11 protein-coding genes are annotated in these 17,827 nt (G+C 36.3%); all 11 read left to right on the forward strand.

Annotation, left to right across the window (positions count from 1 at the left end; genetic code table 11):
- The first annotated feature begins 16 nt into the window (after positions 1–16).
- The 11 genes from MFMK1_RS03480 to metK all read left to right on the forward strand — a co-directional run bounded on the left by MFMK1_RS03480 (position 17) and on the right by metK (position 17,783).
- Positions 17–1,306 carry an ABC transporter ATP-binding protein gene (locus MFMK1_RS03480; protein WP_366923776.1) on the forward strand — a complete coding sequence of 430 codons (1,290 nt, stop codon included), beginning with the start codon at positions 17–19 and terminating at the stop codon, positions 1,304–1,306.
- Positions 1,307–1,316: 10 nt separating this feature from the next.
- Positions 1,317–4,949, forward strand: coding sequence for a glycosyltransferase (locus tag MFMK1_RS03485; RefSeq protein WP_366923777.1), 3,633 nt, complete (start codon positions 1,317–1,319; stop codon positions 4,947–4,949).
- A 48-nt stretch (positions 4,950–4,997) separates the two neighbouring features.
- Positions 4,998–6,977 (forward strand): hypothetical protein, encoded by a 1,980-nt coding sequence (locus MFMK1_RS03490; RefSeq protein WP_366923778.1) that lies wholly within the window; start codon positions 4,998–5,000, stop codon positions 6,975–6,977.
- 685 nt (positions 6,978–7,662) lie between these two features.
- Entirely contained in the window at positions 7,663–8,811 is a 1,149-nt protein-coding gene (locus tag MFMK1_RS03495) for a glycosyltransferase (RefSeq protein ID WP_366923779.1), read from the forward strand.
- Positions 8,812–8,999: 188 nt separating this feature from the next.
- A complete protein-coding gene (locus MFMK1_RS03500; protein WP_366923780.1) occupies positions 9,000–9,776 on the forward strand; it encodes a class I SAM-dependent methyltransferase in 777 nt (258 codons plus the stop codon).
- A complete protein-coding gene (locus MFMK1_RS03505) occupies positions 9,776–10,699 on the forward strand; it encodes a lysylphosphatidylglycerol synthase transmembrane domain-containing protein (RefSeq protein WP_366923781.1) in 924 nt (307 codons plus the stop codon). The genes MFMK1_RS03500 and MFMK1_RS03505 overlap by 1 nt, the downstream gene beginning before the upstream one ends.
- A gap of 29 nt (positions 10,700–10,728) precedes the next feature.
- Positions 10,729–11,766, forward strand: a complete 1,038-nt coding sequence (locus MFMK1_RS03510; protein ID WP_366923782.1) for a glycosyltransferase — start codon at positions 10,729–10,731, stop codon at positions 11,764–11,766.
- A gap of 15 nt (positions 11,767–11,781) precedes the next feature.
- A complete protein-coding gene (locus tag MFMK1_RS03515) occupies positions 11,782–13,074 on the forward strand; it encodes a UDP-glucose dehydrogenase family protein (protein ID WP_366923783.1) in 1,293 nt (430 codons plus the stop codon).
- A gap of 653 nt (positions 13,075–13,727) precedes the next feature.
- Positions 13,728–15,107, forward strand: coding sequence for a mannose-1-phosphate guanylyltransferase/mannose-6-phosphate isomerase (locus tag MFMK1_RS03520; protein ID WP_366923784.1), 1,380 nt, complete (start codon positions 13,728–13,730; stop codon positions 15,105–15,107).
- Positions 15,108–15,266: 159 nt separating this feature from the next.
- Positions 15,267–16,526 (forward strand): adenosylhomocysteinase, encoded by a 1,260-nt coding sequence (locus tag MFMK1_RS03525; RefSeq protein WP_366923785.1) that lies wholly within the window; start codon positions 15,267–15,269, stop codon positions 16,524–16,526.
- A gap of 30 nt (positions 16,527–16,556) precedes the next feature.
- Positions 16,557–17,783: a methionine adenosyltransferase gene (gene metK / locus MFMK1_RS03530; RefSeq protein ID WP_366923786.1), complete on the forward strand. Its 1,227-nt coding sequence runs from the start codon at positions 16,557–16,559 to the stop codon at positions 17,781–17,783.
- Positions 17,784–17,827: the final 44 nt, after the last annotated feature.

The raw sequence follows: 17,827 nt of genomic DNA on the forward strand, positions 1-17,827 counted from the left end.
GGAGAACTGATTTATTATGAGTCATTTAAATACGGTAATTAGAGTTAGCCAATTATCAAAAGTCTATAAATTATATGATAACCCCACGGACAGGTTAAAAGAATCATTAAGTCCCTTACGTAGGATATACCACAAAGAGTTCTACGCACTAAAGGACATTTCTTTTAGCGTAAATAAGGGTGAGACAGTTGGGATTATTGGAAGGAACGGTTCGGGCAAATCTACGTTGCTTAAAGCTATTACCAATGTGATGACACCCACTTCAGGGCAAGTAAACGTCAGTGGGAAGGTTTCTGCATTATTAGAATTGGGCGCCGGTTTTAATCCCGATTTTACCGGTATGGAGAACATCTATCTTAACGGATCTATCATGGGCTTTTCCAAGGAAGAGATGGATAGTAAATTAGAGCAAATATTATCCTTTGCTGATATCGGTGATTTTATCAATCAACCTGTAAAGACCTATTCTAGCGGGATGTTTGTAAGGTTGGCATTTGGCGTAGCAATAAATGTTGACCCTGAGATACTAATCGTAGATGAGGCATTGGCGGTTGGAGATATTAGATTTCAACAAAAATGTTTTAGAAAAATAGAAGAACTTCAACAAGACAAAACAGTCTTGTTTGTGTCCCACGACATAGCGGCAGTTAATAAGTTTTGTAATAGAGTAATTTGGTTAAATGACGGGATGATAGTAGAGGATGGCGAACCGGAAGAAGTTGCGAAAAGATATCAAGCTTTTATGATAAATTCCCAGCTCAAGAAATATGAGAGCATGAGTGAAAGCAAGGAAGAAACACCAGTACGCGATGATAGTTATGAGCAGGATATTGAGCCAATTGACCCAAGTTTGGATGTGCTTGGGGATAGTAAGGCTAAGATTATAGGGATTTCTTTAATAGACGCACCAAGTAACGAGAAAGTTACGGTAGTTCAACCAGGACAAAAACTGAAGCTGTTTATTAAAGTAAAATACAATTGTGTCTTGCGATCGCCCATAATAGGGGCCTCCTTAAAAGACAGGCTGGGTAATATAGTTACTCAATTTAACAGTTATGTGTTAGATAACACCTTGGATAATGTTGATGAAAATGATTTAAAGGACTACTGCTTTGAATTTCTTATGCCTCCATTGAAAAGCGGCTTTTATTCAATATCGCCAGCGGTCGCTTCCGGCAGTCAAAGTGACCATGTACAGCATTGTTGGATTCATGATGCGCTAATCGTAAGAATGGAAGATGGACAAACCTATGACCTTCCTGGTTATATGTTTTTAGATGGTTTAAAATTTAGGGCTATAGATTGAGGGGTTATAGATGAAGTTTACCGGTGAGAGATTTGTTCCCAACGCATCAACAGATACGCAGTTAGAGATAGAGCATTATCAAAGATATTATTCGGCTGCAGATTTGGTTAAGGATAAAGTAGTAATTGATGCTGCTTGTGGGGAAGGCTACGGTTCCGAGATACTTTCACAACATGCGAAATTTGTTTATGGCTATGACATAAGCGATGAAGCAATAAATTATGCAAAAAGCAAATATAAGGGTAATAATTTAAATTTCGCCACTGCTTCAATTGATGCTTTGCCAAATGACGATAACTCTGTTGATGTGTTTATTTCTTTTGAGACAATAGAACACGTCAATGAAGAGACCCAAACAAAGTTTTTAAAAGAGGTCTCAAGAGTATTAAGAGATGACGGCATTTTTATTATTTCCACACCGGATAAACGCACCTATTCTGATGCGCCAAATTACAAAAATGAATATCATATAAAAGAATTTTATGAAAGTGAATTCGTAGATTTTTTATCTAGATGTTTTAGGCATGTAAATGTATTTTATCAAAGGTTTGAAGTTACTTCCATAATAGGTAATAGCAAGGGCAGCGAATTAAGTATTCAGAAATGGAATCAACGGCCAAAAGAGACTGGTAAGTATCTAATCGCCGTATGCAGCAATAAACCAGTAGCGTCTCTAATGATGAACTCTGTGGTAATGGATACTGAGAATAGATACGGTACTATTATGAATCGGGTTATTACCCTTCAGGATGAAGTGGAGGAGAGAAGCAGGCATCTTGGCACATTGAATGAGCTAATAAACTCCAAAGACCAACTGATTACTGATTTGCAGCAGCAATTACAAAGCAGAGTTAACTTAGAAAAAGGACAGTTGGCGGATACATTAGATAACTATTCCACTGAGCTTAAGCAAGTTATAGAAACAAACCTGGAGAATGGCAATGAAATTTCAACATTAATTGAAAAAATGGATGAGGTTGTCTTAGCCAAAGATGAGCAAATCAGTGAAAAAAATACTATCTTAATTGAACTTACCGAAGGGCATCAGAGATTACTTGATGAGCTTGGAAAAAATAAAAAGCGGCACTACCAGGAACTGCAGCAAAAAAAAATAGCTATCGAAGACTTAGAGCAACAGGTTGAACAGCGCGATCTATCAGTTGAGAACTTGCAACGAGATATTGAAGTGTTGACTGCGGCACACGAGGAACTGATTAATAATCTTAAAGAAATTAAAAAACAGCAAGAAGAGAAGCTTCAGGAGAAGAACTCAGTTATCGATGAACTAAAGCAGCAGATTGAACAGCGTGCTGAATATGTTGAGACTTTGAAACAAGATGTTGACAGTTTGAATGTCACTATTAACAATCAAGAAGGCCATATTAATAAACTACTGCAGGATGAACGTAAGCTGAATAACATACTGCAATCAGATGGTTGGAAGCTGCTGACAAAATATTATAGGTTAAGGGATTACGTCTTACCTAATAACAGTAAGAGAAAGTTAGCAGCTAAACTGTTAGTAAAGACGCTTAAGCATCCGACACAAATGCTAAAAAGTATGAATAAAGAAAATCTGCAAAAGTTTAGATTTTATTTTAGAACAGAAAATGCTGGGTTGTTAGAAAATAGAGTAGATGATTATCTTGAAAAACATTCAGAAGTAAAGCCGCAGCCAATAGACATTTACGATATCACCGATGCAAACGATAAACCCAAAATAGTTTTTCCTGTTAGCGAGCGGCCCGTTGTCTCCATTATTATTCCAGTCTACAATCAGTGGGATTACACGTATTCATGTTTAAAATCTATTAAAGAAAACACACAAGATGTTGATTATGAAGTAATTATCGCTGATGATGTTTCATCTGACGAGACAATCAACATCAAGGATTATATAGAAAACATTACCGTGGTACGGAACAAAACCAACAAAGGGTTTTTATTAAACTGTAATAACGCTGCGAAATACGCAAAAGGTAAATATACTCATTTACTTAACAACGATACAAATGTACAAAAAGGTTGGCTAGCATCACTAGTTGAATTAATTGAAAGCGATAATAAGGTTGGTTTAGTTGGTTCCAAATTAGTCTACGGCGATGGAAAACTTCAAGAAGCCGGGGGCATTATTTGGCGTGACGGCAGTGGTTGGAACTATGGCCGCCTGGACGACCCCGAAAAGCCGGAGTATAACTACGTCAAAGAAGTTGACTATATTTCCGGGGCTAGTATTATGGTTAGGTCCGATCTGTGGAATGAAATTGGTGGGTTTGATGAAACTTATGTTCCTGCTTACTTTGAAGATGCAGACTTGGCCTTTGAGATAAGAAGAAAAGGATATAAAGTGATGTACCAGCCAAAATCTGTTGTTGTGCATTTTGAAGGGCAGTCGCATGGTACGGATATTAATAGTGGGATTAAGAGTTATCAGGCTAAGAATAAAGAAAAGTTTATTGAAAAGTGGAGAAGTGAATTAGAACGCAGTCATTCTAACAATGGGCAAAATGTATTTCAGGCAAGGGATAGAAGTTCTGATAAAAAAACTATTCTTTTTGTAGATCATTACGTACCACATTTTGATAAAGACGCTGGCGGCAAATGCACGTACCATTATCTAAAATTGTTTAAACAAATGGGATTTAACGTCGTTTTTATAGGTGATAACTTTTATAAACATGAGCCATACACCACTAAACTACAGCAAATGGGAGTACAAGTCTTATACGGGAATTGGTATGCTCAAAACATTGAAAAATGGATTAAACAAAACGGCAATAATATCGACTATGCGTATCTTAATAGGCCTCATATTTCTATTAAGTATATAGACAAAATAAGAAATCATACTGATGCAAAAATTATATATTTCGGACATGACCTGCATTATTTGCGAGAACTAAGAAACCACGAATTTGACAAAAATGACGAATTATTAAAATCATCTAAGAGATGGAAACAGATTGAATTTGAGCTGTTTAATAAGGCAGACGTGATATACGTAGTTGGAAATTACGAGCAAAAGGTATTGCAGAAAGAATTTCCGTCTAAAGAGATTCGAAACATTCCAGTGTACATTTATGATGACTTCAAAAGCATATCCCCTCGAAACTTCCAAGATACAAAAGACATACTATTCGTGGGCGGCTTTAATCATAAACCTAACGGGGATGCAGTTTTATGGTTTGTCCGCGAAGTATTGCCTGGAATTAAGATAAGGTTGCCAAACGTCAAATTCTACATAGTGGGTTCAAAACCACCAGAAGACATTAAACAGTTGCAGTCCGAAGACATAATAGTCACTGGCTTTGTTTCAGATGAAGAACTGGATGAGCTGTATAAAAAATGTAGAGTAGTAGTAGTGCCTTTGAGGTTTGGGGCCGGAGTGAAAGGGAAGGTTGTGGAGGCCCTTTATTATCGTGTTCCAATTGTAACAACTTCTATAGGTGCTGAGGGCTTACCATCGGTTGAGAATAACCTTGTAATTGCTGATAATGAACAGGATTTTGCAAGTAGTGTGGTAGATTTATATTTTAATGAGGAATTATGGAGCAAATTGGCTGCAAATTCAGGTGAATACATTGCTGAGTACTTTTCAAAAGAGGCTGCTTATCACATTACTTCCAAAGATTTTTTGGGATAACCGAGGCATCAGGCCTCTTATCACAGCTTATACTGGGGGAACATAGTATTGATAGAACGAAGAAACATTGTCCAAAACAACAAAATTAGGTCTAGTAACGGTAAGGTGAAATTTATTTTAGCTAGTTTAGCCTTGTCAGTAATCGTGATTTATTTTTTTAGAGGTTTTCTAACTTACGGGATGGAATTCGACGAAGTGTTTAGAGCAAATAATTTATTGCCTTTCATAAACGAAAATGCGCATGAATGGAATCAAAGCATCTTTACCCTACCTTTGTTCAAACTACAAATACCATTAATGTACAAACAATATATTAGTTCTACTCCTTTGTTGAAGTATTTACCATTAATCTTCTTTGATAATTTTCTTATTGGAATCAGGTTTCTATATCTGATATATTTTTTAATTTCAATTACTGTTTTGTTTTATTTAGCTTCTAAATACAATTTTAATTTGGCATTAATTTTATCATTAATGATTATTACTTCTCCAATATTATATCCCGAGATTACCTTTGGTTTTGTATCTACATTACATTTGTTATTTTTTTCAATAGCTGCTTTTCTAATGTATATCTACTTTAATAGGGATAGAAAGGCACTGTATTTGTGGTGTGCGGTTTTTTTGTCCAGTTTTATGGTTAATCTGGAGTTTTACAGTTTGTGGATTTTGAGTTCTTTAGTTCTAACTAGTTTATTGTTTTTTTATCAAGAGTTTAAATCCTTGATGTCTGTCAAGAATGGAATTACAATAACTAGTGCCGTGTTTGTAGGCTTATTCAATTATATTATTTATAATGTCCTTACTGGTTTTGCGTCATTTAGGCCTTTATTTCTAAAGCTATTTATGCCAGATAAATACAATGCCAATCCAATAGACTATAAGAAGACTTTACCGTTGCAAAAAGAAGTGGCCTTAAAAATGGAACACGTTAGTAATTTTATGGGCAGTAGCTTTGATGTGTATTTGGTATTGTTTGGCTTGATAGTGATTCTGTATCTGATTGTTCTATATAAACTGGTATTATCGAAATCTGTGAAACAATATAAAATTTATTTTTTTCCAATAACAAATTTCTTGATAATATTTTTCTTTATACTAATAAGTCCGAATACTACCAGACCTGGCCATTATGCTTACCTATTACCTTTTTTTGAGCTTTCGTTACTTAGCTGTTTGGTTTTATTTTACAAAGTATATAAAAATTCAAGTGGTCGCTTGGTAAAAATTCTTTGCTTGTTTTTACCTTTGGTTTTAATAAGTTCGAATTTCTTTGCGTCTAATAAAATTGTAACAAAAGCCAGTGAAGTTAACGGACTAGGTTATTTTAGTCCAGCTATTTTCCAGTTAAATAAGTATATAGTTTCAAACAATATAGATTTTAATCGAGTTGTACATTTGGAATGGGGTTTGTATTCTCAATTATATTTTTTAAATAAAGGGGAGGCTGATATACATTCTGTAGTGTTCCAATTAAAGAACGCAAGAAATGAGGGAGAGAGGGAAGAAGTGCTCAAAAAAGAATTAACATCTCCTTGGTTTTTGGATGTTAAAGAACTGTATTTTCCACTTTATTCCGATTTAGATAAGGAAGTAGCTAAAACTTTTTTCCCTTTAATGGAAAGTCTAGATGGAGAAATACAAAAAGTTAAAGAGTTCTATGAGACAAATGGTAAGGAGGTTTTTGCTTTATATAAGCTTGCTAATTATAGTGATGTAAGAAAGAGATTATTATCGACCTTTCAAAATGTTAAAATATCTCCGAGCCTTAAAATACTAAAATTTGGGGCAAACGTAAAAAACATAAACCCCTCCAAAGACTTTGCAATGTGGTTTATTACCTTGGGTCATACCAGAAATACATCTGTAATTCTTAATAATTTCCAATTGGAAACTGTATATTATGCTGACCACTTAACAGCTACAGTTCCAAAAGAATTATTAAGTAAGGGAATAACTTATGAACTATATCTTTATGATTCCGCTAAAGGTGTTAAGTCTAATCCGGTTGTTTTTGACTTGCAGTAAAGTTGTGCTTTATTCTTAGAAATTATTTTATATCTTAACCGATTAAGGTGTGAAGATATTCATTGAGGTGATTTCATAAGAGAGTTTTGTTTATTACTAGGAAATATCCTCCGCAAGTAGGAGGGATGGAACAGCATAGTTACCACATCACTACGGGAATAGATTGCGAAAAGAAAATCCTAGCTTTGGGAAAGAGTCAGATTCATTTACTATGGTTTATACCGTATAGTTTAATACATGTATTGTTAACCCGTAACAAGTGGGATGTTATTCATTTAGGGGATTTTGTACTAGCGTTGGTTGGTTTTCCAAACTAGTGTCTCCCAAAACAAAGGTTGTTGCACAACTCCATGGCTTAGATATTACATATAAAAATTGTACCAGAAAGATTATGCAAGACGTTGAGTTTTATTTTAATGGGAAAAAAGTAGATTATGTAGTGAATAACTCGGATGAATTGGAATATGACATGTTCATCGATAAACGATTGCTAAATAAAGGGGTTCACCAAGAATTAACAATTAAACAAATAATCTATGGAATCCGATTAACTATGGGTATTCTGATAATAAAGACCAAGTATTGGCTACTGATTGGGTTAGAATTGAAACGTTAGAGTAACGACTGCTAAAATGTTGAAAAGTTTGTCTATGCGAATTCAAATAGTGCGGTGGTGATTATACTAATGGATAATGCAAAAAGGAAAATAGTAATTGTTGGGCCCGTTTATCCCTATAAAGGAGGTATTGCCCATTATACCAGTCTATTATATAAAGCATTAAACAAAAAATATGATGTAAAATTAATATCATTTAAGTTTCAATATCCAACCTTTCTTTATCCTGGTCAAGAACAAAAGGATTATGCAAACGATCAGTTTAAGGTTGAAAATACTTGCTTTTTGATAAATACGATTCATCCAGGGAGTTGGATAAGGACGGTATATCAAATAAAAAAGTATGGACCAGATGTTATAATACTTCAATGGTGGAATCCGTTTTTTGCGCCTTCTTATTTTGTTATATCTTTATTGTCAAGGATACTTACTAAAACAAAGATAATATTTACTTGTCATAATGTTTTGCCACACGATAGAATGCCGTTTGATAAACAGATGACTCGTTTAACGCTAGGCGTAGGACACCACTTTATTGTTCAGTCAGGGGATGATGAAAATAAGCTTCTGGCGTTACTGCCTAAAGCAAACTATAAGAGGGCTTTTCACCCAACATACAATGTTTTTAAAATTGAAGATTTGCCAAAGGTTCGGGCGAGAGAAATGTTAGGAATTGGTGCAAGAGAAAGAGTCCTACTTTTCTTCGGCTTTATTAGGGAGTACAAGGGTTTGCAATATTTAATAAGGGCCATGCCCCAAGTATTTCAATTTTATGAAGATATTAAGCTACTAATAGTTGGTGATTTTTATGATAATAAACAAAAATATGTTGAAGATGTACGTTCGCTTGGGCTAACTAATAATGTCAAAATTTATGATGGGTATATACCAGACAAGGAGGTAGGCAAATTTTTCGCTGCGTCTGATATTGTAGTGCTACCATATATCTCAGCTACACAAAGTGGGATTGTGCAGATTGCGTACGGATTTGAGCGTCCTGTTATAGTTACGAACGTCGGAGGCTTACCTGATGTAGTGGCGGACAATAGGACTGGGTATGTGGTTGAACCACACAATTCTGCTCAACTCGCTGATGCAATAATTAAATATTTTGCTAAAAATAAGGAAAGAACATTAACAAAAAACATAAAAAATGACCAGGAAAAATATTCGTGGGACCGAATGGTGGAAGTAGTTGAAGCACTACTTAATTGGTAAAGTATGGATTTTGCGTCTTTACATGTTGTAAGGCGTCTGAGGGTTCCCCACACTTTATTAGACCAAAATAAGCTTTTCTATATTGGGTGATTGTCAACCCAATATCAAGATTTAAAGACAAAACCATTTTGTGGCTACTATTGAATTGACCAGACGCTAATTTCATGTTACAAGGAAGTGAAGGGGAAATGAGAGACTATCAACGTAATTATTCCCAAACCAATAAGGAAATGTTAAATTATCGAAAGAGACGGGAAAAAGCAAAAAAAATCTATAAAGTTTTGCATGACTTTTCAACTGATAGGTCAAAAGAACTAACTGACGGTATTTGCCTAGACGTTGGTTGTTCAGGTGGTATTATAACGAGTTACTTGGCAGACTATTTTGAGTCAGTGGTCGGTTGTGATATAGACGAAGAGGCAATCAAGGTTGCCAATGCAAGTAATTCCCAACCAAATTGTAGTTTTATTGTTGGGGACTCGATGAAATTGCCATTTAACGATAATTCATTTGATGTTGTAATATGCAATCACGTTTATGAGCATGTCCCTGATGTAAATGTTTTAATGAACGAATTATACCGGGTGCTGAAGAAAAATGGTGTTTGTTATTTTGGCGTAGGTAATAAATGGATCATTATTGAGCCACATTACAAACTGCCCTTTTTGTCCTGGTTGCCTAAAAACATTGCAGATAAATACATTAAAACGTTCACATCTAATGATGAGTATTACGAAAAATTTTTAACCTATAAACAAACTTTGAATTTATTTTCTATTCATGGATTTAAGCATGTTGATTATACTGTAAAAATACTTAGTAAGCCGATGGAATTTAATGTAACAAACAATAAATTATTTCTGATAATTCTCAAAGTCGTTCCTAAATGGATATGGTCTTTAGGGCATTCTCTGATTCCAACATACATTTTTGTCTTAAAAAAGGCAAAGGAAACCAAAGCCTGATGAAAAACTTTATTAAGAATAAAGTGATAAAAAGAACTATCTTATATTTTTTTGGTGTCCTTATTTTATTGTTTATTGGAAAATCGTTATACAGTAATTGGGCCCAAATTAAAGGCCTAGCTATTACCATGGATTACTCTCTTTTGATCCTTTCTTTATTTTTGTATATTTTTTACTTATTTCTTGACGGAATAGGTTGGAATTTTATTCTGCATGCATTAAACGTGAAACTACGATATAGAGATTCCATAACTATTTTTTATTTGTCCCAAATGGCACGCTACTTGCCTGGAGGGGTAATAAATATCTTTGGACGAGTATATCTGGCCCAGAAGAAAAATATTTCTAAGACTCATTCTGGAGCTAGTATTGTTTTAGAAATGTTTATGAAAGTATTCTCTGCCTTCGTATTATCCCTATTCTTTTTGGGCCATTTATACAGGGAATGGCTCTGGGGATTTCTGGTCTTATTGTTGGTGATTTTTCTTGTTTTTTTTGATCTAAGATTACTCAATTATTTACTAAATGTATTTTCTAATAAATTTGGGAACAAGTTTGTTTTTAGTTTACAAAGAAAAACTTTCCTGGGCATATTATTTTATTATATTTCATCATGGTTTATATTCGGAATGGCTTTTAAAGTTTTTTGTAATAGTCTGGGTATCTATGGCAAAAGCCTGGTATTAGTTAGTGTTTTTCCTGCTTCGTGGATAGCAGGTTTCCTTAGTCCAATTCCCGGCGGTATTGGGGTTAGAGAAGGGGTTTTAAGCTATTTTCTTTCGTTTTATTTTGATAAACAGCTTGCATATATAATGGCATTATTGTCAAGGGTCTGGCTTATTGTTGGAGAATTATCAGCTGGTTTAGTTGTTTTTGTATTTTACAGCATTGTGTCTAAACTAATGGCAAAACAAAACAAATAAGTTTTTTCACAGCAACAGGGGGGATGGCGTTGAAGCTTATTATTCAAATACCATGTTATAACGAAGAAAAGACGTTACCAATTACATTGAAAGATTTGCCTAGGGAAATCTTTGGGGTAGATACAATTGAATATTTGATAATAAATGATGGTAGCAACGACAGAACCATAGAAGTCGCGAAAAAGTTGGGAGTACATCATATAGTAAGTTTCCCTAATAATAGGGGATTAGCGAAGGGCTTTATGGCGGGAATTGATGCATGCTTAAGGCTAGATGCAGATATTATTGTTAATACAGATGGTGATAACCAGTATAAGGGTCAGGATATACCTAAATTAGTAAAGCCCATCTTAGATGGAAGGGCTGAAGTTGTGGTGGGAGATAGACAGACTGATACTATAGAGCATTTTTCACCGCTTAAGAAAAAACTGCAGAAGCTTGGCAGTTGGGTTGTGAGATTAGCATCAGATACCAATGTCAATGATACTACCAGCGGATTCAGGGCTTATGCTAGAGAAGCTGCCATGAAACTAAACGTGATTTCAGAGTATAGTTACACATTGGAAACCATTATTGATACGGGCAGAAGGAAAATTGCCATAGAAAATGTTCCTATAGGCACCAATGAACAGCTAAGAGAGTCAAGACTGTTTAAAAGCATTAGGGGATACATCCAAAGGTCAGCAACAACAATAATTAGGATTTATACTATGTACAGGCCTATGAAAGTTTTTTTGACTTTGGGTTCCATTGTCTTCCTGTTAGGATTGTTAGTGGGCTTTCGGTACATGTATTTCTTCTTTAGTGGGCAAGGCGATGGGCATGTACAATCCCTGATATTAACTTCAATTTTTTTGAGTTCAGGTGTACAAATTATTATGTTCGGTTTACTGGCTGATGCGATATCCGCAAACAGGAAAGTAAACGATGAGATTTTATATAGGATAAAAAGAATCGAGTATGATAAGGTCGACAAAATAAAGGGTTACGAGAACTCAAACGTGAAAGTTGATATTGATTATTTATTGGAAACTGCAGTAACAATCGAAGAAAATGAAAAAGCATAGAGAGGAGCAGTTTTCATGAAACTTTCAGTGATTGGAACGGGGTATGTGGGCTTAGTGTCAGGGGTTTGTTTTGCAGAGCTAGGTAATCAGGTAATTTGTGTTGATAAAGATTCAGAAAAAATTAAAATGTTAAACAATCTGGAAATGCCAATATATGAGCCAGGACTAAAAGAATTGGTTCAGAACAACGTTCAGGAAAGTAGGATTAGCTTTACTTCTGATATCAAAGAAGCAGTCGCGAGTTCAGACGTTATTTTTATAGCAGTTGGTACACCGCCTTTACCAAATGGGCAAGCGGATTTAAGATTTATTGAAGCAGTAGCGGCAAGTATTGGCAAATACATGAATGACTATAAATTAATTGTCAACAAAAGCACGGTACCGGTAGGGACGGGTGATTTCGTTCGGGAAATAGTAATGAAACACCAAGCAGAACCTGTTGATTTTGATATAGTTTCGGTGCCTGAGTTTTTAAGAGAGGGAAATGCTATTCAGGATTCTATGAACCCGGATAGAGTGATAATCGGTGCAAGTTCTAACAAAGCGGCCGAAATTATGAAAAAATTGCATGAACCTTTTAATGCGCCAGTTTTAATTACTGATGTTAAGAGTGCAGAAATGATTAAATATGCTTCTAACGCATTTTTAGCAACAAAAATCTCATTTATTAACGAGATAGCTAACATCTGTGAAAAGGTGGGCGCTAACGTCAAAGAAGTGGCTAAAGGTATGGGATATGATAAAAGAATAGGCGATAAGTTTTTAAACGCCGGTATTGGGTACGGCGGCTCTTGTTTCCCCAAAGATACAACGGCATTAGTAGAAATTGCCGCTAGTGTTGATTATGATTTTAAAATTTTAAAGTCTGTAGTTGATGTGAATAAAAAACAGCGATTTAAAGTTATAGACAGCTTAAAACAGATTTATGATAACTTAGATGGAAAAAAAGTGGCCGTTTTAGGCTTGGCATTCAAACCCAACACAGATGACTTACGGGAAGCGCCATCTATAAATATAATCGAGGAACTGATAGCAAAAAATGTTCATGTAAAAGCCTACGACCCTATAGCTATGAATAATGCTACAAAGATTATTCGAAATACAATAACCTATAGTAGCTCGGTTTTGGAAGCAGTTGAAGGGGTAGACGCCATCATATTAGTCACAGAATGGCATGAACTAATTGAAGCAGATTGGTTCACAATAGGCAATCTGGTAAATAAAAAAATTATTATTGATGGAAGAAACGTTATTGATAGTGATTTAGTTGAGAGCTTAGGTTTTATTTACAAGGGTATAGGCGTGTAGATTGTTCGGCGGCCATTGTTAAAACAAAAACTGCAAACTAAAAAAGGTGTTAATATGGACTTATCTATAGTTATTGTAAGTTATACTTTTAATATGCTATTATATGATGCTTTAGTATCAATACCTCTTGGGGTCCCAAAGTTAGTTCGTGTGAAATATTCATAGTTAATAACAATTCTTCTGATGGCACTACGGAAATGATAAAGGACAAATTTCCCGATGTTATTAAAGCCCCAGGGGAGTTCATCCTGCTTCTTAACCCTGATACTGTGGTTTTGCCGGAAGCGCTGGATAGATTGGTGGACTATTTACGCTAAAATAATTATGTGGAGCAGTTGGACATAAAGTTGAGTTACGGGATGGAACCTTGGACAAGGCATGTATGGTTCTATTTTATATATACGCCTCAGCGGTCCAATATGTTTTTTGGTGAATTATGTAATTTTTAAAGAGCAATGTACTAGGCCTAATTGTCATTAGACGATGTTGTTAATATGGTACTAACGTTTATTTGATATTTTAATTTCAGCGTTAGTTTTAATTCTTTGTGCGCCTTTGTTTCTCGTTGTGGCCATAGCCTAAGTATATGGTCAAACACCAATGGGACTTGAGTGACAAACACTACAACAGAATGTTGATGGGGGGACTGACTAATGAAAGTAATTATTTTGGCTGGTGGAAGTGGTACTAGGTTGTGGCCACTAAGCCGGGATCGCTATCCTAAGCAATTTATCAAATTGCAAGGAAAGGAAGAATCTTTGTTTCAGGAAACATTTATTAGAAGTCTATTATTAGCGGATATCGATGATATATTTGTTGTTACAAATGAGAAATATAAGTTCTTAGTGATGGGTGAAGTTGAAGAACTAGGTTATGATTACAAAGAGAATAATATTCTAGTTGAACCTGAGGCAAAGAATACTTTACCTGCCATTTACGCAGGTGTTCATGAGATCACAAAAAAAGGACATGATTCAGTATTAGTTTTTCCTTCAGATCATAAGATTGCTGAAGGCAGCCGCTTTGCTGGACTAAGTTGGGCTTCAGAAGAGCTAACAAAAGACTATTTGATTACCTTTGGCATTAAACCGGACGGCCCAAATACCGGTTATGGATACATCTCGCCTGGGGAAGCTAAAGGCAATGGTTACGTTGTTAAGGAATTTAAAGAAAAACCTAATTATGATACAGCAGTGGAGTACATAAAAAAGGGTTACTATTGGAACAGTGGAATCTTTCTTTTTGACTCAAAGTTATTTACTGAAGAGGTTAAAATATATGCATCTGAAGTATTTGACGCCTTTGAATCAAGCTCGGATCTCGAGGGTGCTTTTTCAAAAATTCAGACAAAAATTTCCATAGACTGCGGCATTATGGAAAAAAGTTCAAGAGTGGCTGTGGTGCCTGCAGAGATTGGTTGGAATGATTTGGGTAGTTTTGATTCTTTGTATGAAGTGCTTGAGAAAAATTCATCCAACAATATTACGAACCAAAATAATATATTACTTGATACAACAAATACATTTGTACATTCGCAAGTTGGGAAATTGGTGGCAACTGTTAATGTTGACGATTTAATTATAATTGATAACCGCGATGCCTTATTAATCTGCAAAAAAGGCGAGTCTCAAAAAGTTAAAGAGATTGTAGATATTCTAAAAGAACAACAAGATTCAAGAACGGAATACCACGTGCAAGACTATCGCCCCTGGGGTCATTACAAGGTGCTAGAGGAAGAAAAGGACTCGTTTAAAATTAAAAGGATTACGGTTAATCAAGGGAAAAGGGTAAGCTACCAGCTTCATCATCATAGAAGTGAGCACTGGATCGTTGTTAAAGGAATGGCCAAAGTAACTATAGATGACGATGTGAAATTTGTTCGCCCTGGCGAGAGTATATTTGTGAAAGCGGGCCAAAAGCACCGACTTGAGAACCCTGGGAAATTCCCTCTTAAAATTATTGAAGTGCAAATGGGTGATTACTTGGAAGAAGACGATATTATAAGGTTTGATGATGATTATGGTAGAGAATGAAACCGGATTTAAGAGAAAAATCGTGTTTGTGGCAAGTAAAATTTGATAACACAGGAGTATGTTTTCGAAAAATAGGGAATAAGTAGAACCTTAAAAATTAAAGAATATGACAAATGAAATTACTATTACTTTCATTGGTAAAAAAATGGAGTGGTTAAAATGTCAAAAGTATCTGGTTCAGTCATCAAGGATATTAATCTAGCACCTGAAGGCAAACTAAAGCTAGACTGGGTAAAGGCACATATGCCTTTGCTAAATACCATTGAAGAACAGTTTAAAATGGAACAACCTTTTACAGGTTCTAAGGTCTCTATCTGTTTGCATCTTGAAGCCAAAACAGGATATTTGGCCCAAGTAATCCAAGCGGGCGGTGCTGAAGTAGCGGTTTGCGGTAGTAATCCGCTATCCACTCAAGATGATGTTGTCGCCGCGCTGGTTGAAAGTGGGATAACGGCATATGCTTGGTATAATGTTACTGATGAAGAATATCATGAGCATATTAATAAGGTCCTAGATTTTAAACCTGATGCTATCATTGATGACGGTGGAGATCTAGTAGGTACTTTACATAGCGAACGTATCGAACAGGCGAAGGAAATACTTGGCGGCTGTGAGGAGACAACGACAGGCATCGTAAGACTTAAAGCTTTAGACAACGAAGGTAAGCTTTTATTCCCCATGATGGCCGTGAATGATGCTTACTGTAAATATCTGTTCGACAATCGGTATGGTACAGGCCAATCGGTTTGGGACGGCATTATGCGTACTACAAATCTTGTTATTGCTGGGAAAACCGTTGTGGTTGTAGGATATGGTTGGTGTGGGAAAGGTGTAGCAATGCGCGCGAAAGGTTTAGGTGCCAAAATCGTTGTCACAGAAGTTGATCCAATTAAGGCAACAGAGGCTTTTATGGATGGGTTTGAAGTGGTGCCTATGTTGGAAGCGGCTAAAAGAGGGGACATATTTGTTACGGTTACCGGTAATTGTGATGTTATCGCGGACGAGCACTTTGAAGTAATGAAAGATAGAGCAGTAATGTGCAACGCGGGGCACTTTGATATAGAAGTGAATAAGAACGATTTGGCTAATAGAGCTGAAAGTGTCAGAGAGGTTCGTAAAAACATTGAGGAATTTCAAATGAAAGATGGACGGAAGTTGTATTTACTAGCCGGTGGGAGATTAGTCAATCTTGCTGCAGGGGATGGCCATCCGGTGGAAGTAATGGATATGACTTTTGCACTTCAGGCACTGGCTTTAAAGCATATTGTGGAGCATGGTAAAAAGATGGAGCCTCAAGTACATACGGTGCCGGCAGATATTGATAATTACGTTGCCAAATTGCGGCTTGATACATGGGGAGTAGATATTGATAAGCTTACAAATAAGCAAATAGAATATTTAGCTAGTTGGGGAGAATAAACATATTTTTAAGTGGAGAGGTGAAGGAAGATGGGAAATAGAAGATTATTTACATCGGAATCAGTGACTGAGGGGCACCCTGATAAAATCGCGGACCAGATTTCAGATTCTGTTTTAGATGCTATTTATCAAAAGGACCCTATGGCAAGAGTTGCGTGTGAGACTGCCATTACTACCGGGATGGTACTGGTAGCGGGAGAAATTACTACGAGTTGTTATGTAGATATTCCTAAAGTGGTTAGGCAAACCATTCAAGATATTGGCTATACGAGGGCAAAATACGGATTTGATAGTGAAACTTGTGCCGTATTGACTTCCATCGATGAACAATCGTCAGATATTGCTATGGGTGTAGATAAGGCTTTGGAAGCAAAAGAAGGCAGCATGAATGATGGGGAAATAGAGGCTATTGGCGCGGGTGACCAGGGGATGATGTTTGGGTATGCGACTAATGAAACGCCGGAAATGATGCCTATGCCTATTTTCTTGGCACATAAGTTAACTAAGAGGTTGGCCGAAGTTCGTAAGCAGGGGACGCTCCCCTACTTAAGACCTGACGGAAAGTCTCAGGTTACTGTTGAATATGAAGATAATAAACCTATTAGAGTTGATACTGTTGTTATATCTACTCAGCATAGTGCTGATATTTCCATGGATGTCTTAAAAAAAGATATAATTGAGCAGGTCATCAAACCAGTGATACCAGCGGAGTTTATGGATGAAAATATAAGATACTTAGTTAACCCAACCGGGCGGTTTGTTATTGGGGGGCCTCAGGGCGATGCCGGGCTTACCGGACGAAAAATCATTGTAGACACATACGGTGGTATGGCCTGTCATGGTGGCGGTGCATTTAGCGGTAAGGACCCCACTAAGGTTGACCGGTCTGCGGCTTATGCGGCCCGGTATGTGGCTAAAAACATCGTTGCAGCAAAGTTGGCTGAACGTTGTGAGGTGCAATTGGCCTATGCAATTGGAGTAGCTGAACCAGTATCCATCATGGTTGATACTTACGGAACAGGCACAATAAGTGAGGAAATTTTAGTCAAAATGGTACGTAAGTATTTTGACCTTCGCCCAGCAGGTATCATTAAAATGCTTGATCTTCGCCGCCCCATATTTAAGCAAGTTGCGGCGTACGGTCATTTTGGGCGTGATGATTTAGATTTAACTTGGGAACGAACTGATAAAGTTGAAGATTTACAACGAGAAGCAGAACGGTTATCTGCGGAGAGCCAAGTAGCTGCAACTAAATAAATTAGCAAACCTAAGTATTCTTTTCTATGAAAGAATGTTTGGGT

The sequence above is a fragment of the Metallumcola ferriviriculae genome (genome assembly GCF_035573695.1).
In the GTDB taxonomy this organism is placed as follows: domain Bacteria; phylum Bacillota; class JADQBR01; order JADQBR01; family JADQBR01; genus Metallumcola; species Metallumcola ferriviriculae.

Bases quoted from the DNA above. Each gene is read 5' to 3' on its own strand.
- MFMK1_RS03480 (WP_366923776.1), top strand. From the start codon at position 17: ATGAGTCATTTAAATACGGTAATTAGAGTTAGCCAATTATCAAAAGTC.
- MFMK1_RS03485 (WP_366923777.1), top strand. From the start codon at position 1,317: ATGAAGTTTACCGGTGAGAGATTTGTTCCCAACGCATCAACAGATACG.
- MFMK1_RS03495 (WP_366923779.1), top strand. From the start codon at position 7,663: ATGGATAATGCAAAAAGGAAAATAGTAATTGTTGGGCCCGTTTATCCC.
- MFMK1_RS03500 (WP_366923780.1), top strand. From the start codon at position 9,000: ATGAGAGACTATCAACGTAATTATTCCCAAACCAATAAGGAAATGTTA.
- MFMK1_RS03505 (WP_366923781.1), top strand. From the start codon at position 9,776: ATGAAAAACTTTATTAAGAATAAAGTGATAAAAAGAACTATCTTATAT.
- MFMK1_RS03515 (WP_366923783.1), top strand. From the start codon at position 11,782: ATGAAACTTTCAGTGATTGGAACGGGGTATGTGGGCTTAGTGTCAGGG.
- MFMK1_RS03520 (WP_366923784.1), top strand. From the start codon at position 13,728: ATGAAAGTAATTATTTTGGCTGGTGGAAGTGGTACTAGGTTGTGGCCA.
- MFMK1_RS03525 (WP_366923785.1), top strand. From the start codon at position 15,267: ATGTCAAAAGTATCTGGTTCAGTCATCAAGGATATTAATCTAGCACCT.
- metK (WP_366923786.1), top strand. From the start codon at position 16,557: ATGGGAAATAGAAGATTATTTACATCGGAATCAGTGACTGAGGGGCAC.